At 42.6% G+C, this 25,027-nt stretch carries 24 protein-coding genes and 1 pseudogene; 13 read left to right on the top strand and 12 right to left on the bottom strand.

The window, feature by feature from the left end; all coding sequences use genetic code 11:
* Positions 1–116: 116 nt before the first annotated feature.
* Positions 117–671 carry a hypothetical protein gene (locus BN3279_RS09700; RefSeq protein ID WP_232436802.1) on the bottom strand — a complete coding sequence of 185 codons (555 nt, stop codon included), beginning with the start codon at positions 669–671 and terminating at the stop codon, positions 117–119.
* A gap of 262 nt (positions 672–933) precedes the next feature.
* Between BN3279_RS09700 and rlmH the strand changes: the two genes are divergently transcribed.
* Positions 934–1,413: a 23S rRNA (pseudouridine(1915)-N(3))-methyltransferase RlmH gene (gene rlmH / locus BN3279_RS24220; RefSeq protein WP_082673001.1), complete on the top strand. Its 480-nt coding sequence runs from the start codon at positions 934–936 to the stop codon at positions 1,411–1,413.
* Positions 1,414–2,055: 642 nt separating this feature from the next.
* Here rlmH and BN3279_RS24215 read toward each other — a convergent pair.
* Together BN3279_RS24215 and BN3279_RS09690 are read right to left on the bottom strand one after the other, a co-directional pair.
* Positions 2,056–3,096, bottom strand: a pseudogene (locus tag BN3279_RS24215) (recombinase family protein); the annotation flags it as partial.
* A gap of 6 nt (positions 3,097–3,102) precedes the next feature.
* Positions 3,103–3,777 (bottom strand): helix-turn-helix transcriptional regulator, encoded by a 675-nt coding sequence (locus BN3279_RS09690; protein ID WP_148466824.1) that lies wholly within the window; start codon positions 3,775–3,777, stop codon positions 3,103–3,105.
* A 109-nt stretch (positions 3,778–3,886) separates the two neighbouring features.
* Here BN3279_RS09690 and BN3279_RS09685 point away from each other — a divergent pair, with 109 nt between their 5' ends.
* On the top strand, positions 3,887–4,069 hold the full coding sequence (locus BN3279_RS09685) for a hypothetical protein (protein ID WP_059050403.1): 183 nt from the start codon (positions 3,887–3,889) through the stop codon (positions 4,067–4,069).
* A 69-nt stretch (positions 4,070–4,138) separates the two neighbouring features.
* On the top strand, positions 4,139–5,218 hold the full coding sequence (locus tag BN3279_RS09680) for a hypothetical protein (RefSeq protein WP_059050402.1): 1,080 nt from the start codon (positions 4,139–4,141) through the stop codon (positions 5,216–5,218).
* A gap of 302 nt (positions 5,219–5,520) precedes the next feature.
* Here BN3279_RS09680 and radC read toward each other — a convergent pair whose 3' ends face one another.
* The 5 genes from radC to BN3279_RS09655 form a co-directional block, all read right to left on the bottom strand.
* Positions 5,521–6,138 (bottom strand): RadC family protein, encoded by a 618-nt coding sequence (gene radC, locus BN3279_RS09675; protein WP_059050401.1) that lies wholly within the window; start codon positions 6,136–6,138, stop codon positions 5,521–5,523.
* A gap of 110 nt (positions 6,139–6,248) precedes the next feature.
* Complete coding sequence (locus BN3279_RS09670) at positions 6,249–6,428, bottom strand: hypothetical protein (RefSeq protein WP_059050400.1); 180 nt, start codon at positions 6,426–6,428, stop codon at positions 6,249–6,251.
* A 109-nt stretch (positions 6,429–6,537) separates the two neighbouring features.
* Positions 6,538–6,723, bottom strand: a complete 186-nt coding sequence (locus BN3279_RS09665) for a hypothetical protein (RefSeq protein ID WP_059050399.1) — start codon at positions 6,721–6,723, stop codon at positions 6,538–6,540.
* A gap of 30 nt (positions 6,724–6,753) precedes the next feature.
* Entirely contained in the window at positions 6,754–6,972 is a 219-nt protein-coding gene (locus tag BN3279_RS09660) for a hypothetical protein (RefSeq protein WP_059050398.1), read from the bottom strand.
* 326 nt (positions 6,973–7,298) lie between these two features.
* Positions 7,299–7,658 carry a helix-turn-helix domain-containing protein gene (locus BN3279_RS09655; RefSeq protein WP_059050397.1) on the bottom strand — a complete coding sequence of 120 codons (360 nt, stop codon included), beginning with the start codon at positions 7,656–7,658 and terminating at the stop codon, positions 7,299–7,301.
* 201 nt (positions 7,659–7,859) lie between these two features.
* On the opposite strand from BN3279_RS09655, the gene BN3279_RS09650 reads away from it, so the two are divergent.
* The 5 genes from BN3279_RS09650 to BN3279_RS09630 all read left to right on the top strand — a co-directional run bounded on the left by BN3279_RS09650 (position 7,860) and on the right by BN3279_RS09630 (position 14,898).
* Entirely contained in the window at positions 7,860–9,581 is a 1,722-nt protein-coding gene (locus tag BN3279_RS09650) for an S-layer homology domain-containing protein (protein ID WP_059050396.1), read from the top strand.
* A 122-nt stretch (positions 9,582–9,703) separates the two neighbouring features.
* Positions 9,704–9,895: a hypothetical protein gene (locus BN3279_RS09645; protein WP_059050395.1), complete on the top strand. Its 192-nt coding sequence runs from the start codon at positions 9,704–9,706 to the stop codon at positions 9,893–9,895.
* 56 nt (positions 9,896–9,951) lie between these two features.
* The gene (locus BN3279_RS09640; RefSeq protein WP_059050394.1) at positions 9,952–10,593 is read left to right on the top strand and encodes an ankyrin repeat domain-containing protein; all 642 of its coding nucleotides are present in this window, start codon (positions 9,952–9,954) and stop codon (positions 10,591–10,593) included.
* Between the two features lie 744 nt (positions 10,594–11,337).
* Entirely contained in the window at positions 11,338–12,321 is a 984-nt protein-coding gene (locus tag BN3279_RS09635) for an AAA family ATPase (protein WP_059050393.1), read from the top strand.
* A gap of 6 nt (positions 12,322–12,327) precedes the next feature.
* On the top strand, positions 12,328–14,898 hold the full coding sequence (locus BN3279_RS09630) for a S8 family peptidase (protein ID WP_059050392.1): 2,571 nt from the start codon (positions 12,328–12,330) through the stop codon (positions 14,896–14,898).
* 487 nt (positions 14,899–15,385) lie between these two features.
* On the opposite strand, the gene BN3279_RS09625 is transcribed toward BN3279_RS09630, so the two are convergent.
* From BN3279_RS09625 to BN3279_RS09615, 3 genes are all read right to left on the bottom strand, one after another.
* Entirely contained in the window at positions 15,386–16,000 is a 615-nt protein-coding gene (locus tag BN3279_RS09625; RefSeq protein WP_059050391.1) for a type II toxin-antitoxin system PemK/MazF family toxin, read from the bottom strand.
* A 130-nt stretch (positions 16,001–16,130) separates the two neighbouring features.
* A complete protein-coding gene (locus tag BN3279_RS09620) occupies positions 16,131–16,532 on the bottom strand; it encodes a 23S rRNA (pseudouridine(1915)-N(3))-methyltransferase RlmH (RefSeq protein WP_059050390.1) in 402 nt (133 codons plus the stop codon).
* 73 nt (positions 16,533–16,605) lie between these two features.
* Complete coding sequence (locus BN3279_RS09615; RefSeq protein WP_232436801.1) at positions 16,606–16,845, bottom strand: hypothetical protein; 240 nt, start codon at positions 16,843–16,845, stop codon at positions 16,606–16,608.
* 555 nt (positions 16,846–17,400) lie between these two features.
* Here BN3279_RS09615 and BN3279_RS09610 point away from each other — a divergent pair.
* On the top strand, positions 17,401–17,631 hold the full coding sequence (locus BN3279_RS09610; RefSeq protein ID WP_222860883.1) for a hypothetical protein: 231 nt from the start codon (positions 17,401–17,403) through the stop codon (positions 17,629–17,631).
* Between the two features lie 128 nt (positions 17,632–17,759).
* Here BN3279_RS09610 and BN3279_RS23745 read toward each other — a convergent pair whose 3' ends face one another.
* Positions 17,760–17,936 carry a hypothetical protein gene (locus BN3279_RS23745; RefSeq protein WP_157686447.1) on the bottom strand — a complete coding sequence of 59 codons (177 nt, stop codon included), beginning with the start codon at positions 17,934–17,936 and terminating at the stop codon, positions 17,760–17,762.
* A 198-nt stretch (positions 17,937–18,134) separates the two neighbouring features.
* On the opposite strand from BN3279_RS23745, the gene BN3279_RS09605 reads away from it, so the two are divergent.
* The 4 genes from BN3279_RS09605 (at position 18,135) to BN3279_RS09590 (ending at position 25,027) form a co-directional block, all read left to right on the top strand.
* Positions 18,135–22,208 (top strand): HigA family addiction module antitoxin, encoded by a 4,074-nt coding sequence (locus BN3279_RS09605; RefSeq protein WP_059050387.1) that lies wholly within the window; start codon positions 18,135–18,137, stop codon positions 22,206–22,208.
* Positions 22,209–22,360: 152 nt separating this feature from the next.
* The gene (locus BN3279_RS09600) at positions 22,361–23,467 is read left to right on the top strand and encodes a ParA family protein (RefSeq protein WP_059050386.1); all 1,107 of its coding nucleotides are present in this window, start codon (positions 22,361–22,363) and stop codon (positions 23,465–23,467) included.
* Positions 23,468–23,477: 10 nt separating this feature from the next.
* Positions 23,478–24,176 (top strand): RelA/SpoT domain-containing protein, encoded by a 699-nt coding sequence (locus BN3279_RS09595; RefSeq protein ID WP_059050385.1) that lies wholly within the window; start codon positions 23,478–23,480, stop codon positions 24,174–24,176.
* A gap of 497 nt (positions 24,177–24,673) precedes the next feature.
* Positions 24,674–25,027: a hypothetical protein gene (locus BN3279_RS09590; RefSeq protein ID WP_059050384.1), complete on the top strand. Its 354-nt coding sequence runs from the start codon at positions 24,674–24,676 to the stop codon at positions 25,025–25,027.

Below are 25,027 nucleotides of genomic sequence, written 5' to 3'. Positions count from 1 at the left end.
AAAAAACTAAAATAGTGAAAAAGGAAACAGCAAGCGTCAGGGCCGGGAGGAATTCTCCGCGGTGTCTCCTGACACTTGCTGTTTTTTGTAGTGGCGGGTGCTTTAGAACAACCCCTTTATTGGAGCGTAATTTCCTGCTCCCAGGTAAGTTCCTGATTCTCTTCGTTCACGAATACGAAGGTGGCCTTGCCTGCTTCCCCCTTCATTTCCTCGGGATAAAAGAAGCCCATAAACTGCCCGTCACCGCTGATATAGAAGCCGTCTTCGCCCGTTTGTCCATGCTCGATGGCCTCTTCGAATGTATTGACGGTGTTGTTACTCTCGGATGACCACTGCATCTCCTGAAGTCGGTAGCCCTCGGGGAGCTGCTTCACTTGAAAATCAAAGCTGCCTTTGTTCTCAATCGGCTTGGGTGTCTGATCAATATCAATGAGGATCTCCTCACTAGGGTTATTATTCTCTGGCGTAGAGTCGACAGGGTCTGTGAGTTCGTTGTTGGATGAGTCTGAGTTGTTATTGTCGGCAGTTCCAGTCTGATTCTGATTCGTCGCATTGGCTTCAGGCTGATTCCCAGGGTCGGTTGTGCCTGCTTGCGAGTTGTTTCCGCAGGCGCTCATTAGTAATACGGCGCTTAAAGCGGCCATTAATAGGATTGGTTTGTGTTTCGTCATGTGGTTTCCTCCAGTTGTATGTGGGTGTGATTCTTAGATAAAGACAAGACTATGGCAGAACGATGTATCCTGGTAGGGCGTAACGTGGAAGCGGGTGAATATCAGGAAAAAGGGACGATATATGTTATTTACCGCCAGGAGGAAAAACTAAACATGAGGTGTTAGGGTGAACTATACTCCATGTAGAAAACAGGGTCTTTTGTGATATGCTGGTGGTATATGCGGTGTGAATACATAATGAACATGATGGTGGTGCAAATCATTGAACATACAAATTATTGCAGTAGGCAAACTGAAAGAGAAGTATTTGACCCAGGGGATTGCGGAATACGCGAAAAGGCTCACCCCCTACATCAAACTGACGTTAATAGAAGTTCCTGATGAAAAAGCACCCGAGCAGTTAAGCGCCAGTGAGGAAGAGCAAGTGAAACGTAGGGAGGGGGAGCGAATCCTCGCCCACCTAAAGCCCGATACGTACGTCGTGGCAACGGCCATTGAGGGCGAACTCTGGACCTCGGACAAGCTGGCCCAGCATATAGAAGAACTAGCCACCTATGGCCGCAGCCAGATCGCCTTTGTCATCGGCGGGAGCCTAGGGCTGGCAGATGAAGTGCTTCAACGCGCCAACCTGAAGATCTCGTTTGGCCGATTTACGTATCCGCACCAGCTCCTGCGGCTGGTGCTGGTGGAGCAGGTGTATCGGGTGGTGAAGATTATGAGGGGGGAACCGTATCGACTTTAAGGGTAAAATAGAAAGGGACTCCATGATGGAATCCCCCCGATTTTCACCGGATAAGCTGTTTCCTGAATCCAACATCCACGCTTCAACAGGAGCGATGTAGTTGTATGACTCGTCCGCCGCAAGGCGGGTAAGCAGGTTGAAGGAATCATGGTTGATGCGATCAATCGTAAAGTCGAAATGCAAATGGATGGCCTTGACCTGACGTCCCCTGCCCCGGGGTGCTTCAGGGGTGATCTGGATGCTCTCGACCATCAGCCGCAACAGGGCTTTCTGTTCTTCGGCATCCACCGCCATCAGCTTGTCTTTTATGTGCATCAGTAAATGATGCAGAGCATTTGCGTCAACAGGTGTGCTGTTATCCTCGGCGATCTTTGCTTCGATAGCTTCGAGATTCTCTTGAAGCTGTTCATGTTGCGTATGAGCCTTCATAAGCTCAGGTTTGAGAATCGGGACAAGATCGGGGTCATTCATCAGATTGTCCTTAAGCTTTTGCAGCTTCCTGCCCACGTTGTTCATCTCATCCAGTATAGCCTTCTTCTCTGCCTGTAACGGGGCTTCTGCACCCAAGCGAAGCTTGTTGATGTTGTCTGCCAGTTGCCGGGCAATATCCGGTCTGGAGGCGACACGTACAAGCTCCTCAAGCAACTGCTCCTCGGCTACATCCGCACGGATGCTATTGGAGCGGCACACCGTTTTTCCCTTGTTATGAAATTGTCCGCATGTATAATAGCGGTATGATTGACCTTTGGCTCCTTTGGAACGAGCCGGAACCATCCCGTGACCGCATACCGGGCATTTCAGCAGTCCGCTGAGAATGTAGGGCTGATGGGAGCGGGCTGGCTTGTAGGAGCGTTCACCAAGCTTGTTGTGGACGCTATTCCACAACTCAAGTGGGATCAGCGGCTCGTGTATGCCATCCACCAGCAGGAAATCCGGGTTCTTCCCCTTACGGCGTTTCTCTGCCCAATCGACAACCTGATTGTACCTGATTTTCCCGATGTACATAGGGTTGCTGAGGATGGTCTTAATGCTGTTTGTACTGAAGGGTTTGCCTGTTTTCGAGCGATATCCCTCTTCGTTGAGCCGCCGGGTAATAGCTTTGAAGCCCATTCCCTGATCGGCATACTCAAAGATTTTGCGGACGATGACGGCCTCGTTGTCGTTGATGACGAGTTCCTTGTTCACACTGTTGTAGCCCAGCGTTTTTCCTCCGTTGTAACGTCCTTCCTTGGCCCGTTGCTCCATCCCCATCTTCACACGACCAATTATTGTGTTACGCTCCAGTTCGGCAAAGGAGCCGAGAAACTGGAATGATGCCTTTCCGAATGGGGTCGTTGTATCAATCTGCTCACTTAAACTCACCAGTCTGACATTGTTCCGCTCCAAGGTGTCACTAATCTCCAGAGCATCCTTCAGCTTGCGGGCTAGACGATCAATCTTGTAGATGACCAATACATCAAATTTGTTTTGTCCAGCGTTCGTGAGTAACTTCCGCATTTGCGGACGGCCTGAAATGCTTTTTCCGCTTTTGCCTTCATCAACATACTCACTCACGATTTCAATATCATTGCGTTCGCAATACTTTCTGATCTCGTCAATCTGTGCGGTGATGCTGAATCCTTCCTTGGCTTGTTCCTCAGTGCTTACCCGTGCGTACAGAGCGGCTCTGATTGTAGGGGTCATAGGGCGTTAGCTCCTTTCATTGTCTCCTTTGGGTTGGTAGGTTGCGATAAGTTCATTCCGTGCTTTTGTCCAAGCCTCTTCTGGGATGGAAGGATAAGCTTGGGGGTAGATCGCCAAAGCGTTGTACAGCTCGGAAGCCACGATAACGGGATGTGGCTGAGTGTATAGCTTCTCAACCGTTTCCGTTGCCTGAAATTCACCGATGAGCCGGGCAAGAGCCGAGATAAACTCTGGCTTGTCCAGCGGCCTGTAGGAGCGAAGATCATGAATGAGTCTAACGGTGTTATCACTGCGATACTCATACAGTACAGCACCGATAACGGAGGTTCGTGCAATTTCTTTTCCGGCTTCCGTTATATTCTCATCATTGTTCGCAGGCTCACCGATGGCGATAGAGCGGAAGGGGCCTTCATAAAAGTCGTCAGTCAAGGCGTCAAATGGCAGACCAAGGTCTTGTGTGATTTTGTATATCAATTGGTAAGCAGGCTTCTTGGAGTCGCCACGTTCAATGGAAATGATCGTCTGGTGTTTGACACCAATGCGATCACTGATTGCAACGGCGGTGAAGGTTTTGACTGTATGAAGCTTGCCAGCTTCTTTTCTGTACCAGCGGAGGCGACTGCCAAGATCATATGACCTCAGAAGCTCGAACTCCTCTGGTGTTAATGTACGACGCGGCATAACCGAATCAGTCCTTTCAGTCAGGGTAATATTTACAGACAGTATAAACCATGATATATTGCTTGTAAATAAATATAAATACTTAAATATAAACATTTCGGAGGCCGTCATGGATTATATAAAACCTGTAGAAATTGATCTGAATGTGATAGATGATGAACCGTTCCAACTCTATTATGAGAAACAAGCTAAAAAGGAACAGTTCACCAGACAGCTTGCTCTTCTGTTGAGTAAAACGATGGACGTTAGAGCGTCGAATGATGAATCTCTAACAACAGGTGTACAAGAATGACAACAAAGGGGACGTAATCCCTTGTCCCATAAGGCTTCAAGCACTCTTGATATTTGAGGTGAAATCCGCATGTTTCTGTACAATAAGCAGAGGGCGGCGAAGTTACTGAACACCGTCCCGATCATCCACAGCATTCAATCTGCAAGTAAGGTGAGACACTTTGAATGTCCTTATGACAAATTGATTGTCTGCTCGTACAAATTGCCGACTCCGCAATTTATTGACTTGATTCGCCCCGCCAGATTCGAGACTGACGATGATGAAACCTTTTACCATTACAGATTGGTGCATGAGCTGTTCAGCGTACAATGGATGCAGATGAACCCGCAGGCACCTGCAACCACTATTATGCTGAATCCCTGGAAGCACCAGCTTTCTCCTGAGGATGTACTTGCATTGATCGACTTCATTGTCGGCAGTCACCTCGATGCTCGGGTAGCTCATAACGATGATAAGCTGGATTGGCTTAAGCTACTGTCATCGAAGGACTTGGCAAAACAACTTTACGTCGGTTATCAGAAAAAGCCGCCGCGAAATTATGACAATCTTGACCAGACCTTTATGTTTGGCAGTAAAAAAGGCGGGCAGGTCATCATCTATGATAAGGCGAAGGAACAAGGCTATAATGCTGAAAACTGGACTCGACTTGAAAAAAGCAGAAAACGTAGGGACAAGCATATAAGACCAACAGTGTCACAATTTCTGCTCAACCACCGGAACGATGCACTAAAGAATGTGATTATTGTTGATACAGATAAATTCAGCGGCAAAGACAAGATCATGCGTCGAATCGGCAAATACGGTACATTTCAGGAAGCGTATATGTCGCTGACCAAAGAGGAAAAACGGAAACTGAGGCGACATGCCGCATTCCAGTCACCTTTTGTTGATGTCTCTGACCTGTTTAAACAGGAGCTTGACCAATGGCTATCCCTTTCTCCACGTCTGCATGTTATGAGCAAGATTTACTCAGTTCTTCAGGAGAGTTGGAGTGGAAAGGAGAAGCTGAGTAATAGAGCAGTTGCTCCTTTGCAGACAGGACTGGATACCATGTCCTTTGTTCCATCTGTTGCGTCCCTTGAAGCCTTTGCTTACGGCAACAGCAAGTACCAGTTACGCAATGATTATTTTGCAGATGTGCTGAATTGATCTATGGTGGATCCAGTACAATTATTACTTGCAAAGAGCCATAGGAAGCCGTCAAGGCCGAGGCGAAGCCGAGCTTGTTTTAGCCTTGACAAGCGTCTCCTACAGCAACACTGAATCTACTTCCTTGGCGTTAGCCAAGGAACGCCACGCGGCGAGTGACGGGAGGTGAAGGAGGGCAGTCGTCCTCCTTCGGCCCTCAGGGCAGTGGGTGGTCTGTTGCATTGCACGCATGATGTCTGGCCGCTCACGGCCCCATCACTGCATTGTACATCGCGTAGTACAATGAGTTAGCACATATAGATTTACATGGCTCCACGTTCCTTCAAACTGGTGAATGTTCCGTCTCCGATTATAAGGTGATCAAGTACATCACAAGCTAAGATGCCTCCGCTCTCCACCAAGCGTTTGGTTAGCTGGATATCCTCAGTTGATGGAGTGGGATCACCGCTGGGGTGATTATGACAAACCAGTACAGAAGCCGCAGAACGCTTCACAGCGGCACGAAATACCATATGAGGCGTGACGATTGCGGCATTGAGCGAACCAATGGAGAGTGTCTCTGGCTGTCCGATCAGGTGATTCTTAGTATTCAGGAACAGTACGACGAAATGCTCCTGTTGCAGATACCGCATCTCCGGCATCAACAGGTCAACCGCATCCTGTGGACTGCGAATGATTTGTGGTTTGCTGTCGGCTGGTCTGCTCAATCTACGAGCCAACTGCAACGCGGCGGTGATTTGGCGAGCCTTTATTTTGCCAATACCTTTAATTGATAACAACTCAAACTCAGTAACGTTCATCAGTTCCTGTACGGTGGGAAAGCGATCAAAGAGTTCGTCAACAATATAGGAGCCGGGCTTTTCAGCGAGTGCATCACCCAGCAGTGACTTGATTGTAGATAGTTCGTTGATAGATTTCATTCAAAGTTCCTCCTGTAAACGCAAACAGGAGAAGCCAGATTCGACTTCTCCTGTTGCGTGAATGTATTATTGTTTGTATGATGACTACAAGGTATTTTTATTGAGTCGCCTCATTTGTGGGCGGCTTCTTTTTCTATTTCTTCAATTTGCATGTTAATCAGGACGAGCCTTACAAGAACCTGAGCGTACCTCCTGCCCTCCTCTGAATCGAAATGAGTATTTGTATCCATCATCTCCATTGGGGCCTGTAGCCGGGCTTTCTGAGTGAATAAGTGCTTGAGCTTCTCCATGTTGTTCACCTCCCTTCATGGCAATAAAAAATAGCCTGCGGCCATCCACATGATTTCTATATACAATGATTAAGCATAGGTACAATCAGTTGCCAAAGTACCGCTTGTATTAGACCTCCATTCGCATAATACTTGGCTGGGCAGTGAATTGAATCAACATGGTTACTTGCCCATTGTGCAATGCAACAACAGCATGTCTACCTTCATTTAACTGCACACTGTAGATGAAGCCCTTCTGCTCACAAAATCCTAAATACTCCTTGGAACTGTTGTTCTTAAAAGCCCGATAGCTCATGATTCGATCTTCCTCTCTAAATGTAATGGGTCATACCTTGACGATGCGATCTTGATGCCGTTGTAGCTGTTGTGGAAACTCACGGCGAAAATATGCTGTCATCCAACGAGCGGCGGTGTCCTCGTCCACTTGGTACATTCGACGGCAATACACATACAACACCGTTCCAGCCATGCGGATGCCTCCGTTCATGACCAGTTGCCTCAACAACTCCTCCATCTCTGAAGACAGCCCTTTCTTAACAACCATCTGTATACATCTCCTTTGTCCGGCGTTGTCTCACAGCCGATGATTTTGTCTCTGTCAGGCAACGACAAATAGCCCACTCAGCGTTGAGTAGGCTTCTTTGCATATGTTGCTGTTCGCGGCAATAATCCGTTCAAGTGATCTCCAGCGATTAAAGCCAGCAACAGCATTACATGTGAAATCAAAAAAAGGACTGCAACTACTGTATCAACAGCAGAAGCAGTCCATATGGAGAGGGGTAGGGCATGAAACGGCAGGCCCGCCCCTTTGTTATTTTAGGCGTGGTATCTCGGGGAAATTTGTATAGTTTTCTGGACTAATAGCGAAAATTACTGTTTCACTCCATCCACCGTTTTAATGAACTCGCGTGTCATGGTAACAATGTAGCTCACTTCTTCAGGCCGTCGATCAGACAATAATGAACGTAAAATCTCAATCATCATATTTTTATCATCAGCCGCATGGATGCTTTCGACATCTTTAAAATTGAACATTTCACTTGGAAGTACGTTCAATGCAGTAATTAGCTTATCCAGCGATTCAAGTGTCAGATTCCTACTTCCTCGTTCAATGTCGGAAATATAGGAAAAACTTAATCCGCACTTTTCGGCTAATTGTTCCTGTGTTAATCCTCTTGCCTTGCGGATTAACCTTAATTGTTCACCAACAAGGCGAAGCAAACTATCCATCTCATCAGCCTCCTAATTCAAGACTAGAGACGGAAATTGAATAGAGACATACCTATATGGTTTAAAAATATATAGAAATTACGCTGTTAGTTATAGTAAAATGGTCGCATTAAGCTCTGTTAGTGGATAAACCCATGACTGAGGAGTTAACCGAGCTTATACCAGTTCATCTAAGTATGTTCAAATTGGAGGTCACAACAGATGATTAGAAAAATGCTCATGAGTACACTGGTGGGTGCTGCTATAGTTTCTAATAGTTTAAGCACTGCATCCGCCGCACTGCCAACCTACGGCGAAGAATGGCAGAACGCAGAAGTAACGCAATCAACCGTCAGCTTCACCGATCTTCCATCCACCCATTGGGCCAATAGCTACATAGCCGAGATGGTAAACCGCAAAGTCATCAGCGGTTATCCCGACGGCAAGTTCAGGCCGAATAACACCATTACCCGGGCTGAGTTCGCCAAGATCATGATTACTGCCTCTGGCATTACACCCAAGAAGGTGAATTATTCTTCCTTCTCTGACATCGAGTCAACAAACTGGGCTTCGCCATTCGTGGAATCTGTGAAGGACTACATGACTGGCTATCGTACCGCAGACGGTAAGTACATCTTCAACCCATCTGCACCAGCAACCCGTGAAGATGTGGCTGTCGCTCTCGTCAAGCTCAAAGGCTATGACGCCAACCGTCTGCCCGATCAAAGCACCATTGAGGCAATGTTCAAAGACTACGCTGGCATATCTGAATCCGCAAAGAGTTATGTTGCATTGTCAGTAGAGAATGGCCTTGTATCTGGCTTTCAGGACGAGACATTCCGTCCGCAGGCAACAATCACCCGTGCAGAAGCAACGGTTATGCTTTGGCGTGCCTATCAGTATGGCAATGACAACAAAGAGATTGGCGGTGGACAGACTACGACGAGTCCAACACCAACTCCATCTACGTCGGATACATCTACACCAACCACACCTGTAGATCAACCGTCTGCATCCACACCATCCGCAAAGTTTACGGTGGAAACACTGGTTGGCGGATCAGGTGCTGGTGATGTGGATGGTCCTGTGCGGACAGCGAAGATCAATCAAGTTGACAGCATGGTCGCGGACAAGAATAACAATGTCTACTTCCTCGACAGTCAAAAGATGAAGATACGCAAATTCAATAGCTCTAACGGCACTGTAGAGACATTCAAGACGATCAGTCAGGACTTCAATTGGGATTACAAGGATGCGGATGGAAATGCGAAGCACTACGACTACAAAAATCTCACGCCGCTGAAACTGGCTTACAATGCGGCCAGCAACAGGCTATATCTTGCGGCGAAGGTATCTGCCAGAACAATCGTCTACGACATCACAGGGGGAGTCAGCGTAGCGGCCTATGACTTTTACCATGAAGAAGCTCGATTCGTGGATTTTATTGCTTTTCCTGATGCGGAGGGCATCCTGTATGGCGTTACTGGCAGTCATGAGTCCCATGTCTATGAAGGTAAACTGAATCAATCTCAAGTGGAGCGAATCGCCAGCAGTACAAGCTATGCCGCTTTGGATTTGTCCGATTACTATGGCTATGCTCCTGTCGCCGCCGCTCACGCAACAGCAGACAATCTATATGTGTTTGGTCGAAGCAAAATGTACAGTCTGCAACTGTTTCCTGTGAAGGTAGATAAGGTTGCTGAATATGAGAATACCCGATTAGATAGTGCAACTGCATACAACGGGAAACTGTATATGAGTATCGCAGGAACTGTCTACGAAATGGGTGAAGCCGGAAGCATGACTATCTTCATCAACGAAAATGACTTGATCTACAAGGATGGAATGCAGATTCGACAAATGAAGCAGATGGGCTTCGATAACAACGGCAATGTCATCTTCTATGATGACAACAGCAAGTCCATCCGCAGAATCAATCTGTAATTATCCGAGGGCGGAGTCGAAGCAGTTGATCGGCTTCGCTCTCTTCATTAAGAACGGTACGGCAATGGGGAGCAGGATAGATTTCATTACAACAGCACAAGGAGAAAGGACTGGATAAACATATGGAAACAACTGCATTGATGCTGAAGATCGTCGGAGCCATTATACAGATTACCAGCATTGCCTATACAATCACCGCAATAGCGAAGAAGAAACGTAAACACATCTGGATCGGCATAGCTTTGTTCGTTGTTGCATTCCTGTTGCTGAATCAGGCAACGCATATGGAAGACCGTCTTCGTGGCGGCTATTGAATCAGAAATGAAATGACTCTGCGGATAACCGGAGTTGATCTGGAGGTGAAATGAAGATGCGGAGGATATATGCAATTGGACTCCTGTTGCTTTGCCTGATGGCTCTGACAGGATGCTCCATTATAGAGCGTGTGCTGACTTCTCAGCAGTCTGAGCAAGCAAGAACGGATGGCATGTTCACGGAGTTAAACACCGCAATCAGAGAGGGCAATCTGATTGCGGTACAACGATTGCTGGATGAGGGAGCTTCACCCAACATCGCGGCTGATTATGGAACTGGTGCGGATGCGATTTCTGTAGGCAACTTGTCGTTGGCGGTCAACTTCAATGAAGACCCGGTGCCGATGGTGAAGATATTGCTGGAAGCGGGGGCTGATCCATCAGAAGACTTTCCGGCTATGCACGATGCCATAGAGAAGGGCAATCTGGAGGTTGTGGAGTTACTCGCTCAATATGGAGCGGATGTAGACAGTGGTCTGCAATCGGCGGTCATGTTCGATCAGATTGCTATTGTACGTATGCTGCTGGATCATGGTGCTGATCCGAATAAGGGACTGCCGCTGGCGAGGACGACCTATAATGCAGATATGCTGAAACTGCTTGAAGAGGCCGGAGCTACCATCGACAACAGGCCAAGGTATGAAACGCATCCAGAGGACTACAAGACGGAGGACGGCGTGAGGGTGCGGATACGTTGATGAGGATGAACAACATAAATAGCGGAGAGGAAGCAGTTGTCCTTTCCGCTGTTTGCTGTTTATAGTCTATCGCCGCGAGGTTGGGTATCCCGAGTACAATATCTCATTTGCATGTTACAAAATCGTGCTTTGTGGAATACATAGAATAGGGAATGACTAGCGACAACTGATTTACCTCGTAAAAAGGCTAAAATCATAGAAAAAAAGGAACTTTGTATAGGTGTCTACGGAAAGTTAGAGCTGGTTATACAATGAACGCCCAATAATAATAAGCCTCATTCTACTGAATCAATGAACATAGTTGGCTGCACTCAACTGAGCGAATCACAGCAAAATGCCTAATTGATTCAAGTACTTTTAATCTAATGGAAGTGGATTGAAACATTTCTAATTGATTAATGCAGTGTTTACGTTCAATCTTAATTTTCTGAAATGACGTGGTCTTCTAGACCTATTTCTAGTGGGTTTTATATAACTAACATGGTACAATATTCCTGACAAATAACGACCCCTTCTTTAAAATTTATGTACCAAACCAATGTTTGTCGTTCGTGTTTTAGCCCAAGAGTGGTATGAGTAGTTTTTAATTTTAGTAATGAGTGCTAATGGAATCTGTAACTTTGGAGTCGTTTAATCTAAAATGATAGGAGGGATGTAACCAGTGAAAAGAATAGGCTCTTTAGTATGAGTTGGCATTCTCCATCCCACAATATGTAATGGATTCAATGAAGGGATGTGTAGATAATGGCAAGGGCTGATTTGCTATTAAACTTAGTTACTGCAGGTAGTACGGGAGATACAAAGCTATTCCAAAGAACTGTTGAGGCCATCATCGCTGAGGAAAGAGGCAAGCAGCATCATATTTTAGCAGATAGGTTAGCTGAGAGTTTAAGGGCGATCACTTCACCCAAGCAAAATGCCTCATTGACAAATACGACTGATGGGATAAGGAATTTTGTCCACGAGATTTCCCCAAATAAGCATCTTAGTGATCTGATAATATCACATGATGTCCTTAACGCTTGTGAGGAGTTACTTGAGGAACAGTATAGAGGGGAGTTATTGCGTTCATATAACCTTGAGCCACGAAATCGAATTTTATTAACTGGCCCCCCAGGAAACGGTAAAACTTCACTTGCTGAAGCAATAGCAACATCGTTAATGGTCCCTTTATACATCATTAGGTATGAGGGAATTATCGGAAGTTATTTGGGTGAGACAGCATCAAGATTAAACAAAATGTTTGAATTCATTCGATCAAGAAGATGCGTGTTGTTTTTTGACGAATTTGATGCGATCGGTAAAGAAAGAGGAGACCAGCATGAGACAGGTGAGATTAAACGTGTTGTTAGTTCCTTATTGTTGCAGCTAGATGATTTACCCAGTCATGTAGTTATAATTGTAGCAACAAATCATCCTGAATTACTTGACCGGGCAGTATGGAGGAGATTCCAACTAAGACTCCTACTAAGTAAACCTGAAAAGATGCAGATTGAAGAATGGTTTAAGAGATTTCAAAAGAGATTTGAGTATCCACTTGGTCATTCGCCTAAAACATTGAGTGATAAACTATTAGGACTAAGTTTTGCTGAGATCGAGGAGTTTGGTCTAGATGTTCAAAGACGCTATGTATTATCATTGCCTGCTTCTGATTTGAAAACTATCATCCGAGATCGACTAAAACAATGGGAAGCAAAATATACGTTAATGTCAGATGAGTCGGAGTGATGAAAAATGGTTGAGCGACCGCTATTAATATTACCTCGTGTAAGTAAAGCAGAAAGAGAAAAAAGAAGCAATAAGTTTAGGCCACCTCAAAGACATGTTCCAACAATAGAAAGACAAAAAGAAAGATTGGAACCTAGATTTCTAAGGGTGGAGCAAGCTTTTGATAAAAAGAGAGCAACGATACAAAAAAATATTGCGGGTGCTTTACCTGAACAAGCATTAGTTTTAGAAACAGTTAATACTATAGAGGACTTCATAAAAGCAGTTCAAAAAATTGATGGGCTTGAGTGGCTATCTGAATGGGAAACAGATATTGCTCCAGATGATGATTTCTTTTTTCAAGATGATGATGGAAATTTGATGGATAAAACATTAGGCGGTCGTCTTTTTTTAGTTATGTCTGACCAACAGGCAATGAAGGAGCTTCGGTCTCTGTGGGGGATGTATCAGAAGCAAGATACCTTCCCACGTGGTAAAACAAAGTGGCGAGATTTATTTAAACAGTTAAAAGAAATTCGTCCATGGAGTATAAGCGACCGTTTCCAAGATACAGGTTTTCTAGAAGATTGGGAGGAACGTGTGTCTGCGGCCCAGGAGACCATTAAGTTTGAGATTGAACTTTGGTATAGGTCAAGTGCAGAGAAGAGAAAAGAGGCCTCCCAAAGTATTAAATCACTCATTAATGATGTTGGGGGTAATCTAATTACAGAGTCGGAGATTCCCGAAATTGCATATCATGCAATACTAGCTGAAACACCTATTGATTTATTTAGTGATCTCAGTGAAAGTACGGAAGTACAGTTTATCCGTTCCGATTATGTTATGTTTTTTCGACCTGTAGGACAAGCAATGATGACTATTCCTGATGGGGAAATTTCTTCTGAGCCACTAGAGGATAGGACGGACTCAGTTAATGAGCAGCCAATTATCGCCTTGTTTGATGGGCTACCATTAGAGAATCATAGTCTATTACGTGGTAGATTAATAATTGATGATCCTGACAATTTTACGAGCCAATATCGCACTCATGAGCGGGTGCATGGAACGGCAATGGCATCATTAATACTTCATGGAGAGTTAGACAGAGGCGGTGAGCCTCTTTCATATCCTTTGTATGTTCGTCCTATAATGGCACCGGATAGTAGGGACTGGAGGGACACAAGAGTCGAGTGTGTCCCATTAGATGAATTACCTGTTGATTTAATCCACAGAGCAGTAAGAAGATTATTTGAGCCTACCGGTGGTCAGGCTCCGGTTGCACCGACCGTCAAGATTATTAATTTATCTATAGGTGATGGAGCGAGACCTTTTGATTTTGCAGTGAGTCCATGGGCAAAATTGTTGGACTGGCTTTCCTATAAATACAAAGTTTTATTTGTTGTTAGTGCAGGAAATTTTGTGGACGGAATCACCATTGATGTAACTAATGAGGAATTATCCAAGTTAAAGCCTCATCAGTTATCAGATCATGTAGTGAAATCAATTTTTAGAAACTCTCATGAGCGGCGAATTTTGACTCCATCAGAATCCATAAATTGTATTACAGTTGGAGCTATTCACGATGACGCGTCTTCAATTACCTATATGGGTAATAGAAAAGATTTACTTGTCTCCCGTCCTATTTTAAGTCCGGCTAGTAGGGTGGGACTAGGGCATCGCAGGTCAGTCAAACCAGAAATAGTTATGGACGGCGGAAGACAACTGTATATGGAGGATATAAGGGGCGAAAGTCACTATGTTCCTAATACTTCAACGCTCGCCCCCGGACATAAAGTTGCTCATCCAGGTAAACAAGGTGACCTTTCATCTACGATATATATGCGTGGAACAAGTAATGCGACTGCCCTTGCCACTAGAACTTCAGCACAAATCTACAACATGATTTCTACTTTAACAAATGCTCAGGTCAGTAACGAACTGGTCTCTGATGGATTGGTGGCAGTATTAATGAAATCCTTATTAGTACATGGGGCTAGTTGGGGGAGTATGTATCAGACACTTGAGCGAATTCTAGGGACGGAGAGTAGTAGGATTAAAGACAGAGTTATTCCAAGGTTAATCGGGTATGGATCTGTTGATGTTGCAAGGGTTATGGAGTGTACCGCTCAGAGGGTTACTTTATTTGGTTGTAATCATTTGAAGAAGGATGAGGCACATATTTATACTATACCTCTTCCACCATCATTGGAAAGTAAAAAGGTTTGGAGAAGATTGACTATAACTTTGGGATGGATGTCACCTATAAATGCAAATTCTCAAAAGTATAGACAAGCACATTTGTGGTTCGATCCACCAAGAACACAACTGAATGTTGACAGGTTTGAAGCTGATGCAACGTCTGTTAAGAGAGGGACTATTCAGCATGAGATTCTTGTTGGTGATCAGGCAGCACCATTTATTGATGGTAGCGACTTGGAAATAAAGGTGAACTGTAGACAAGATGCTGGTGGGTTAGTTTTAGAAGTTCCATACAGTTTAGTGGTATCTTTAGAGGTTGCTGATGGAGTAGATATTCAAATATATGACGAAGTCAAAAGTAAGATTCGTCCACATATTCCGGTGCAAAACCCAAGTTAGAATAATACAAAGAGGAAGCCGAGCCAAGGCTTCCTCTTTGTATAGTGCTTTTAAACTTTCTATTGACAAAAAGAATGGAGTTGAGTAAAATGGTTTTGCAGGTAAACACGGAGTCGTTTTTTTTCTTAAAAAAAACGACTCCGTGTTTACCTGCAAAGAGATATACTGAGATATGAAAAGAAAAACGAAGATAAGTATAGTAAATATAATGTTTTTCATGAATTTTGGGTGTTTTTGATCATTGAGCAAAAGTTTGTTCTACAGTAATATGAGGTTACCAGAAATAATGTAGCATTTAAGCTACCAGTGACCTGATTTACCGACCGCCCTTGGCATTGTGCCAAGGGCGGTCCTGTTTATAAATTTAAGTTTTAGTCAACACTAATGGGGGTACTGCATATACTAAGAGTACCAGACATACTGTGGGAGCAATCCCACCAGATGCCAGAAACACTGAGGAGACGCATTTATGCGTCTCCTCCTGCCATTAAAGAGCGATTGTAGTCTTTATTTTTTCGCTAATAGAGGTTAAATATTCATCTGGGACGGTCTTTTTATCAAAATATAATTTGTCTTTCAGAATTCTTCTCTTGTCCAGTCCTCCGATATTGCGTATATCAGCTACACTTGCCTTAACACATCTGAACTGTTTAAATGGTTTTGGTGTGGTTGGATCGTTTAAAACAAGTTCTACTTCATAGGCGTGTCTTAAATAATGCATTTTACTTTTTTTATCAAAGGCCATATTAGTAATAGGTACTCCAATAAAAGTTTCTTTGTGTTCTGCTAATACAATATAAGGGTGTATAAATCTCTGTTCCCGCCCTAACCGCGAGGCTCCTGGGTTAACATTCACAACTCTTCCTCGTGTTAAGGTATCACGTTCTTCAGGTAAAGTTTTTTCTTCTCCTTGAATCCAAACATCTTTTTCTAGTAACCATGTTGAGGTGAATTCAGCATTCTGATTATCAACAACATTTTTATATTTTCCAATAATTAAATTAATGTCTGTTAAAAAGGGCTCGCTTGAATTCCTATTTGTATAACAAGTTGGCCTATCATACAAGAGCCTCATATGATTTTCACGATCAATGTATCCCATTAAATCTTCCTCATTTCTACCTAAAAATGAAACCTATATGGAAACAGTAACTTATTAAATATCAAGTAATATGTAATAATAACTATACTATCACAAATACACCCTATTGTTTAAGTTTGGTTTAAATTGATTATTTATGGTATGGATGATTATTAATGATCCGATATGCTCGATAAATTTGCTCAAATAGAACGGTCGTCTGCAACCCGAAGTTCATCTCCATCTGACTCAGTGTCAGAGTTTCATTATATTCGAATGGACAGGCACCGACAACAATGGAGATGTCAGAGATGCCGGACAATGCGTTTTGATCGAGCTTAACCGCTAGTTCTTCAGAAGAGATGCTCTTCCCCAATGTTGTGATAGCTATAACAAATGAGCTTGGACTTAATTTCTTTTGCAAATCACTTTCCTTCTTCAAGTGAATAAGCTTAATGCTACAGTAACGGCTCAGTCGCTTCTCATATTCTTTAATAGCTTCAAGATAGAATTTTTCCATCTTGTCGCCGACAGCATACACACTGATCTTCATGTAAAAGTACCTCGCGTTCTAAAAATAGTAAGAAGAGTCAGCCATCATCTGACTGACTCCTTATCCAACAAATTCAGTTTTGTTCTCTTAGAGTAACCAGTTCAGCCTTAGTCATCCCGGATGCTTTGGCTATTATAGATATGTCCACTCCAAGCTTGAGAAGCTCCAGAGCTATCTGGACGGCTTTGCGTTTCTCGCCGTGAGCTTGAGCTTCGGCTAACGTTCCTTTAATTAGAGAAGCTCTGTCATGCAGATACTTCTGTCTGTCCTCTTTCAATCTACGGGCTTTGGCATCCAGTTTGAGAAACTCCAATGTGTCCAGTGTCAGTCCCCCTATTGCCTGTGTAGAGGTCTAAGTAATATTCTTAGTATATCATGCTCACTGGTTCTGAGACACACACACAAAGCAGACACGCAAAAGTGACTTCGCGTGCCTGTATTAACCGTTGTATGTTAATGTAACAGAGTATTCGATTCATCCGAGTTTACCCTAAAAACCGATACGGTGAACCGTATCATAAGTAGGGGCAAGTTTTATACGAAAAACTTGCAGGAGCCTGTATTTACAGCATGAGGGCCATAGGAGCAGAGTAGGTCACACTCCGGTCGCAACGCTGCGTAAACGGGCTTCTGCGAGTTTATTTGTACTACAGAGTATATAGTAAGATATTATTTCTTCATAACTATGCATTTTGGTATTTTTATGAGGCGGATAGAATGAAAAGGGACGGAAATTAGCTGAATATATGGGATATATAGGATGAAATAAAGGGGGACGATGGAAACTGTTCCCTACTACGGGCATTGTACTCGTAGCTTAGTAGTTCGGAGGAATTGGCTCAGGTGCATGAAAGTTACATGGGTAAAATTGAAAGATCAGAATAAGGTTTGTTCTATTGAAGTGCTTGAAAGAGTCACAAGTGCTCTGGGCATTTCATTAGAAGCATTTTTTCATTATATCCAACCTCTTGATAGTGTCAGACAAGAAGAATTTACAATGGAAGAGATTGTTGATCAATTACGAGGACGTAATGAAGAGGAGCAAAAGAGGGTGCTGGGAGTAATTAAAGCACTCTTAGAGGATGATCGTAAGGAATGATTTGATGTTTAGGGCTGCAATATATATCTTTGATTAATCTGTAGTCAAGCAGCCTGATATTCCCTCTGAACATAGTGACATCAAGCTCAGTTCCGTCCCAGTAAGGGTTAAGTGTGGTGTTATTTTCCTTATAGGTCAATGCGGACTCCCAATCTCCAGTGCGATTCTAAAGCTATTCCATCCCCTGTGCTCTCCCTTGCCGAAACTGCTAAAAGATACGTTGTTCCGTCGAAATTGAACGTCTTGTCCAGAAATTTCAGCAGTTGCTCCTTCATGCTTGTGTTTGTGTGAAAGTTTTCTTCCATTTCAATCCCCTCCTAATTTATTGGCGTTCAATATATTAATATTTGCCTATGATTTTTTTGCTTTACGGTAATAGAGGATTGTATTGATATTCAAAATATTATAAAAAAGAGAAAAAATAAATAGAAATTGTATTGTGTAGCGTTACACAATACAATATGTTTATTGTTATTCTTATATTTTTCAGAGGAGGGTATGGAATGGTTGCTAATTCTGAGGACGGAAAGAAATTTGTTGGTTCATACATTAGAAAAACAGTTATTCCGCAAGGAATGACTGTAAAAGATGCTGCTGAACTATTAGGTGTGGGGCGCCCAGCGTTGTCTAATCTTCTTAACGGAAATGCTTCACTTTCTGCTGATATGGCTGCACGTATTGAGCGAGCGTTTGGCAGTAGTGCTCAGGAGTTGATGGATATGCAAGCAATAAATGATACAAAACAGGCTCAGGAAAAAGGCGTTACTGCGTCTACGAAGGCGTATATACCTCCTTTTATGCAGTTTAAAGCTAACGATATAGAACAATGGGCATCTACAATTAAAGCTCGAACCCGCTTTGCAGTTTTTCTTCGAACCTTGATAAACTCAACAGGACAAAAAATCAAGAAAATTGATTTTCCTGGAAATGATGATGCTGAGCGTCCAGGTTGGGACGGATTTCTAGAGACTGAAGAGGGCACTCCGTGGATACCAACTGGATTGTCTGGCTGGGAGTTTGGCATTAACAACGATCCAAAGCCAAAGGCAGATAAAGACTATAAGAAGAGCGTTGAGCAAACTGCAATTGAAGAAAGAAAGAACATTACTTTTGTGTTTGTTACACCGAGACGATGGGATAAGAAGAATACATGGAGAAAGGAACGTTTGAACGAGAAGAACTGGAAGGATGTGCGTGTCTTTGACGCCAGCGACCTTGAACAATGGCTTGAACAGTCGATTTCTGGCCAGGCTTGGTTTTCAGGCGAAATTGCTGTTCCTGCTCAAGGTGTAAAATCTCTCGATAAGTGTTGGGAGCAATGGGTCGTAGATACTGAGCCTGCTCTGACAGAGGCATTATTTGAAGAGGCAGTGGAAAAATCGGAGTCCACTGTGCTAAAAAAGTTAACAGATTTCGAGCCAATTACGATATGGAGCGATTCTACAGTTGAAGCGTTAGCATTTTTGAACTGTTTATTTTCAGTTAATAACTCTCAACTGTCACAATTTCGCGATCGAGTAGCCGTATTTACAACGCCTGATACTTTACCAAAGCTGGCGACAAAGCCTGCAGATTTTATAGCTGTAATTCCCAATCGTGAAGTGGAACGGGAATTCGCCCCTTACAAAAAAGATTTGAGGGCTATCATCATATACCCTAGTAATGGTACTAATTCGGAGCCTGATATTATTTTAGAGCCACTGAGTTATGCTGCTTTTCATAAATCTTTAGGTGCTATGGGATACAATGACGATGAAATAAATAAGTTGGGTCATGAGTCTGGACGATCACTGACTGTCTTGAGGCGCAGACTTTCCAGCTTGGAAGGCGTTCGTTCACCGGAATGGGCATCTGATAAAAAAATAACAACGCTGCTTTCTTGTTTTCTTTTTGCAGGAGTATGGGATGATTCGAATGAGGCGGATAAAGCAATTCTTTCACTTTTGGCGGATAGTTTAAACTACTCTGAACTTGAGCGAGAGTTTGCTGACCTTTTGTTACTTAATGATAGCCCAGTTTGGTCTATTGGTCGTATGCGTGGATTGGTTTCAAAAATTGATGCTTTATACGCTATTAATAAAAGGTTGGTATGGGAAGATATTAAGCGGTTTTTAGATGTAGCAAGATTGGTTCTTTCCGAGGATGACCCGTCATTAGATCTACCTGAGGAGCAGCAATGGGCGGCAAGTATTTATGGGAAAACACGAGAGATTTCATCCAGATTAAGAAAAGGGATCAGTGAATCTTTGGTGCTCTTAGCTGTCCATGGAGAGGCACTTTTTCGAGGAAGATTAGGACATAATCTTGAGTCCGAAGTCTGCCAACTCATTAATTCACTCCTCAGTCCTCTTACAGTACGCAAATTAGAAGCGCAGTCTAGTGACCTACCTACTTACGCAGAAGCAGCTCCAGACATTTTTCTTAAAATTTTTGAGAATGATCTCAAATCAGAAGATCCTCAGTCTCTTAGACTAATGAAACCTGTAAATGCAGGCTTTTTTGGGCGGCATTCAAGGACTGGATTACTGTGGGCCTTAGAAAGTGTTGCATGGTCACCAGAGTATCTTATTAGAACTGTCGACATTCTCGGAAAACTTTCGGAGCCAGAATTGAATGATAATTTGGTCAATAAACCAATTGCCAGTCTTGGTGCCATCTTCCGTAGCTGGATGCCCCAGACTACTGCGCCTTTGGTCGCAAGAATTGCAGCATTTAAATTTTTGGTTAGAAAATATCCTAAAGTTGCATGGCCTCTGTGTATGGAGCAAATTAGTTCATATTCAAAGATTGGTTCATACAGCTATAAGCCTCGTTGGAGAACTGGCGCTCATGGTGCTGGGCAACCGGTACAGTACCATGAAAGTAACGAGTTTGTTTTGAAATCACTTGAATGTGCAATTGGGTGGGGTTCCCATTCAGTAGATACATTAGGGGATCTTGTGTCTCGCAGTGGACACCTGCCTCATGAGTATCAGGATCAAATCTGGAATCTTGTTGAAGCCTGGAGCAGTGGCGCAAATGAAGAGGATAAGGCAATTCTTAGAGAAAAAATTAGGACAACCACTTTCACGCGACGTGGGAAGATGAATAAAAACAAATTGGAACAGCGTGCGCGCAAAGCATACCATATCTTAGAACCCAAAGATATAGTCGTCCGTCACGAATGGTTATTTAAGAATCAGTGGGTTGAAGAATCCTATGCAGAAATGAAAAGTGAGGAGTTTGACTATAACACATACTCTACCAGAATTGAGACTCTGAGATTAGAAGCACTTAAGACAATAATGTGTGAGAGAGGACTTGATGGAGTATTAGAACTTGCAGGCCGTGGGGAAACCGCATATCTCATTGGGGACATGCTTTTCAAAATTGTACGCGATCATCGTAAGGCGCTAGATTTATGCAAAAATATTCTTGCGCGTGGGGTACTGGATGACTCACACGTTCGCCAGTTGATAATTTCAGGGTTGATGTTAGGACTAGTAAATGAAGGGCAAGCTGCTCTTATCCACGAATTAATTGATCCTAACGATAATAAAAAGAGTGTATCTTTATTGCTTCAGGCACCCTTTTCTAAAGAAATTTGGGATATTGTCGAAACATTGGGTTCCGAAGTAAAGGAGAGTTACTGGAAGAAAATCACTCCGTCATTTTCCTTTCGAAATGAAAAGAAGGATTACATTCAATATGCCCTTGATCATCTTATCAGTGTTAACCGACCTAGAGCTGCTTTTAGATCAATACAGTATTGTTTAGATATAGTTCCACCAGAGCTTTTATATAGAATTGTCGCGGCTATAGCTACTAATTCTGATGAAACTACGGGAAGCTATTTGGTTGATAGCTATCACTTAAAAGAGGCATTTAAAGTATTGACAGCTAGTGGAGAGATACCTTTTGATCAAATGGCAGGCCTAGAATTTCAATTTATTGAGGCTCTTTCTGGAGAAGAAGCAAGTATCCCAAATCTCGAGAAATATGTCGAGGCTCATCCAGAACTTTTTGTACAAGCATTAGTCATGGTATATAGAAGAGCTGATGGGGGAGAGGACCCTAAAGAATTGCAAGCACCAGATCAACAAACAGGAGAACAACGCGCAAAGGGAGGATATCGCCTCTTGGAAAAGTTGTCTTCAATCCCGGGGCACGACAGTAATGGGGAACTGAACCCAGAATTAATTGAGCAGTGGGTTCAAAAAGTTCGTGAGTTAGCAGGTGAGCTATCTCGTAGAGATATTTGCGATATTTGTTTAGGAACCCTATTCTCTAAGGCTCCAGTTGGTAAGGATGGAATTTGGCCTTGTGAACCTGTTCGTGAAGTTATTGGAAGTATTTGGACAGAAAGGTTTGCAAGAGGTTTATGTACTGGTCTCTATAACAGTCGTGGTGTTTACTGGGGTGGAGAAGGTGGAGAGGAAGAGCGCCGACTGGCTGAAAAGTATGCAAACTGGGCCGCTGCCTTAGAATTTAGCTACCCATTGGTTTCAAATATTCATAAGGAGATGGCTAAGTCCTATGTGCGTGATGCTATATGGGAAGATGAACGAGCAGAGGTGCGTAGACGTTTGCTTGAATGAGATATAGAAACAGTTATAAATACTTAAACTTATTGCTTAAAGTGTTGTAAATGTGTTGTTTAGATGTAAAGATGATTTAATTTATATTCTGATAGATTATCATCTGATATAATTTTCCAATGAGTCGGTTGTTGCCGATAGGGAGGATACAAATGAAATTAATTTCGTTGTTTAATAACAAGGGAGGCGTTGGTAAGACAACGCTTGCATTTCACTTGTCACACAGTTTGTCTGAAATGGGTTATAAAGTTCTTATGATCGATGCTGACCCTCAGTGTAATTTAACAATCTGTAGCTTACAAGATGAAGAAATTAAATCAATTTGGGAGAAAGAAGACGAATTTATCGACGGCTTTGAATCTGCGATGAATAAAATGGCTGAGGCAGAGTTCGTTAGGCATAATGCGGAACCGCGCACATTACATTATCTTTTGAAGCCTACTGAAGAAGGTACAGGGGAAACCGGAATATTGCCTCCACCTGTCGAATTGACCCCTAACTTAGGACTGATTCCTGGTAGATTAACCATGCATATGTATGAAGATAAAATTGCAGAGAGATGGAATGGTGTCTACAGGGGAGACCCACTATCTATTCGTACTATTACAAAGATTCGAAATTTGGCTGAGTTATATAGTGAGGATTTCGGCTATGATTTTACTATTGTCGATACTTCTCCAAGTCTTGGAATATTAAATAAGGTTATCATCTCAACTGTTGACGGATTTCTTATACCTTGTCTGCCGGACATGTTTTCTTTATATGGAATAAGAAATATTGGGGATTACTTAACGAGATGGAAGAAGGAGTTTGAGACAGTTTACGGTTTAATCTCCGATGAAAAGAGAGCTCAATTCCCCAAAAATTTTGTTAGGTTTTTAGGATTTACAGTATATAATGCAAAAAAATATCGTGGTGCTACACCATTAGATTTAGCTCAAGCACATTATGATTATGCAATAAAAATACCTGAAACAGTTGTGGATTTTATACAGTACGAGGTTCGAGAACACCTTTCAGAAGATATGCTTGAAAATCCAATCGGAGGCACCTCAGTGATGCATTCTCACAATACTTTTCCGAATATTACACAAAAATATAAAAATCCAATGTGGAAAATCCCTAATTTGGATAATCTTGAGAGAGATGACATTGCTACAATTAGAGGAGGAAGCAGAGTAATATATGAAGCTACTAGGGAAAAGTATGAGGAATTTACCAACGATTTGCTTAATCGGGTCCATACTTTAGATGAATAGGGGAATCTGTATGGATAAAGATGAGTCTATCAATTCTTGTATTAATCTATATAAATCTAACCATCATAAGTTTTTGCAGTTTTTAGATGGGGTTAAAGTATTTTTTGAAACAGAGCCTCCGTTCAACATTGAAAGTAATTGTGTTATTCATTCAATAAAAAGTAGGTTAAAAGATCCCGAGCATTTAAGGGATAAGCTTGAGAGAAAATGGAACGAAGAAAACCCAATACTAATCGATAATTTCTTCAGTAGAATAACTGACTTAGCAGGAATTCGAGTTCTCCATCTTTATCATGATCAATTTCCAGTAATTCATTCTAAAATTATGGAGAAGGTTGAACAAAATGATTGGTGGCTTGCAGAGTCACCTAAAGCGTATACTTGGGATCCGGAAAGTGTGAAGTTTTATACTGATATGGGGTTAGAATGCCAGCAAAAGGAAAGTTTCTACACAAGTATTCATTATTTAATAAAACCAAGAGAAGATAGTCTTATAACTTGTGAAATTCAAGTAAGAACATTATTCGAAGAAATATGGGGTGAGATTGATCATACAATTAACTATCCTCATCCGATTGGAAGTATCGCATGTAATGAACAAATAAGAGTTTTATCAAAATTAGTTTCTACAGGAACCCGATTAGCCGACTCCATATTTCGCACTTATAATGATCATATTAAAGTTTATCCTGGGGGCCACTCTGATTGAGTGGCCTTAAAACTTGCCGCTTCAGCTATCGCGGTGAATCGTATCATAAGTAGGGGCAAGTTTTATACGAAAAACTCGCAGGAGCCTGTATTTACAGCATATCCACGATAGGAGGAGGGTAGGCAATACTCTGGTCGTGGCGGTGCATAAACGGGTTTCTGCGGGTTTATTTGTATTATCAGAAAGAAAGATGACGTACCTCAAAAGGAACTTTTTTGCCAATTTACAACAACGCTTTTCGCTGTTTTTGCTAAAGTGGATAGTTTGAGAAAATAGCTATTTCACCCTGGAGTTTTAATTCTAGTTCTTGATCTTCAAGTCCTTAGGGATACCGAGCTGAATCTACTTTGAAGCGCTTATTATTAGTAAATTAATTCATAAATGAAAGAATTCCAACGCCAGTTGGAGACCAATAATGCCACAAGGATGCCATTTACAGGTATATTCAAATTGGAGTACTATAGACCTATACTATATTTAGGAGGAGGTTCTACATAATGGGAAGTAGCGGATATTCAGGTGGTAGTTACGGAGGAGCAGGCGGAGGTACTGGTAATAGTTGTGGAGGTACGCTAATCATTCAGCTTATTATTAACCAAAATCAAAGCAACATCTGGTCTATTACTGCTGTTAATGATGATGTTTACATAAACCTAAATAAAAAAGTATCTTTACCTGTACTAGAAATTCTAAGCTTGAAGGGCAACATGCTGATTGGTGTTGCTCCTCCAAGCTTTGGCTGGATTATCAATTGTATTGATAGTGGTTGGCAATATCAAGGAACAATTATTAAAAAAGAAGGTTCCGAGTATGACCCACGAATAACGGTACAACTCAATGGTGTGAAATGA

Source organism: Paenibacillus senegalimassiliensis, assembly GCF_001486585.1.
Taxonomy (GTDB): Bacteria; Bacillota; Bacilli; order Paenibacillales; family Paenibacillaceae; genus Fontibacillus; species Fontibacillus senegalimassiliensis.
The sequence above is the reverse complement of the archived record's forward strand: the minus strand, read 5'-3'. Positions and strand labels throughout refer to the sequence as shown.

What these genes read in the sequence shown, in the direction of transcription:
- BN3279_RS09645 (WP_059050395.1), top strand. Translation starts at nt 9,704, where the DNA reads ATGGAAACAACTGCATTGATGCTGAAGATCGTCGGAGCCATTATACAG.
- BN3279_RS09650 (WP_059050396.1), top strand. Translation starts at nt 7,860, where the DNA reads ATGATTAGAAAAATGCTCATGAGTACACTGGTGGGTGCTGCTATAGTT.
- BN3279_RS09590 (WP_059050384.1), top strand. Translation starts at nt 24,674, where the DNA reads ATGGGAAGTAGCGGATATTCAGGTGGTAGTTACGGAGGAGCAGGCGGA.
- BN3279_RS09600 (WP_059050386.1), top strand. Translation starts at nt 22,361, where the DNA reads ATGAAATTAATTTCGTTGTTTAATAACAAGGGAGGCGTTGGTAAGACA.
- BN3279_RS09620 (WP_059050390.1), bottom strand. Translation starts at nt 16,532, where the DNA reads ATGAAGATCAGTGTGTATGCTGTCGGCGACAAGATGGAAAAATTCTAT.
- BN3279_RS09685 (WP_059050403.1), top strand. Translation starts at nt 3,887, where the DNA reads ATGGATTATATAAAACCTGTAGAAATTGATCTGAATGTGATAGATGAT.
- BN3279_RS23745 (WP_157686447.1), bottom strand. Translation starts at nt 17,936, where the DNA reads ATGGAAGAAAACTTTCACACAAACACAAGCATGAAGGAGCAACTGCTG.
- BN3279_RS09635 (WP_059050393.1), top strand. Translation starts at nt 11,338, where the DNA reads ATGGCAAGGGCTGATTTGCTATTAAACTTAGTTACTGCAGGTAGTACG.
- BN3279_RS09605 (WP_059050387.1), top strand. Translation starts at nt 18,135, where the DNA reads ATGGTTGCTAATTCTGAGGACGGAAAGAAATTTGTTGGTTCATACATT.
- BN3279_RS09700 (WP_232436802.1), bottom strand. Translation starts at nt 671, where the DNA reads ATGACGAAACACAAACCAATCCTATTAATGGCCGCTTTAAGCGCCGTA.
- BN3279_RS09625 (WP_059050391.1), bottom strand. Translation starts at nt 16,000, where the DNA reads ATGGGATACATTGATCGTGAAAATCATATGAGGCTCTTGTATGATAGG.
- BN3279_RS09655 (WP_059050397.1), bottom strand. Translation starts at nt 7,658, where the DNA reads ATGGATAGTTTGCTTCGCCTTGTTGGTGAACAATTAAGGTTAATCCGC.
- BN3279_RS09680 (WP_059050402.1), top strand. Translation starts at nt 4,139, where the DNA reads ATGTTTCTGTACAATAAGCAGAGGGCGGCGAAGTTACTGAACACCGTC.
- BN3279_RS09665 (WP_059050399.1), bottom strand. Translation starts at nt 6,723, where the DNA reads ATGAGCTATCGGGCTTTTAAGAACAACAGTTCCAAGGAGTATTTAGGA.
- BN3279_RS09640 (WP_059050394.1), top strand. Translation starts at nt 9,952, where the DNA reads ATGCGGAGGATATATGCAATTGGACTCCTGTTGCTTTGCCTGATGGCT.
- BN3279_RS09690 (WP_148466824.1), bottom strand. Translation starts at nt 3,777, where the DNA reads ATGCCGCGTCGTACATTAACACCAGAGGAGTTCGAGCTTCTGAGGTCA.
- radC (WP_059050401.1), bottom strand. Translation starts at nt 6,138, where the DNA reads ATGAAATCTATCAACGAACTATCTACAATCAAGTCACTGCTGGGTGAT.
- BN3279_RS09660 (WP_059050398.1), bottom strand. Translation starts at nt 6,972, where the DNA reads ATGGTTGTTAAGAAAGGGCTGTCTTCAGAGATGGAGGAGTTGTTGAGG.
- BN3279_RS09630 (WP_059050392.1), top strand. Translation starts at nt 12,328, where the DNA reads ATGGTTGAGCGACCGCTATTAATATTACCTCGTGTAAGTAAAGCAGAA.
- BN3279_RS09670 (WP_059050400.1), bottom strand. Translation starts at nt 6,428, where the DNA reads ATGGAGAAGCTCAAGCACTTATTCACTCAGAAAGCCCGGCTACAGGCC.
- BN3279_RS09595 (WP_059050385.1), top strand. Translation starts at nt 23,478, where the DNA reads ATGGATAAAGATGAGTCTATCAATTCTTGTATTAATCTATATAAATCT.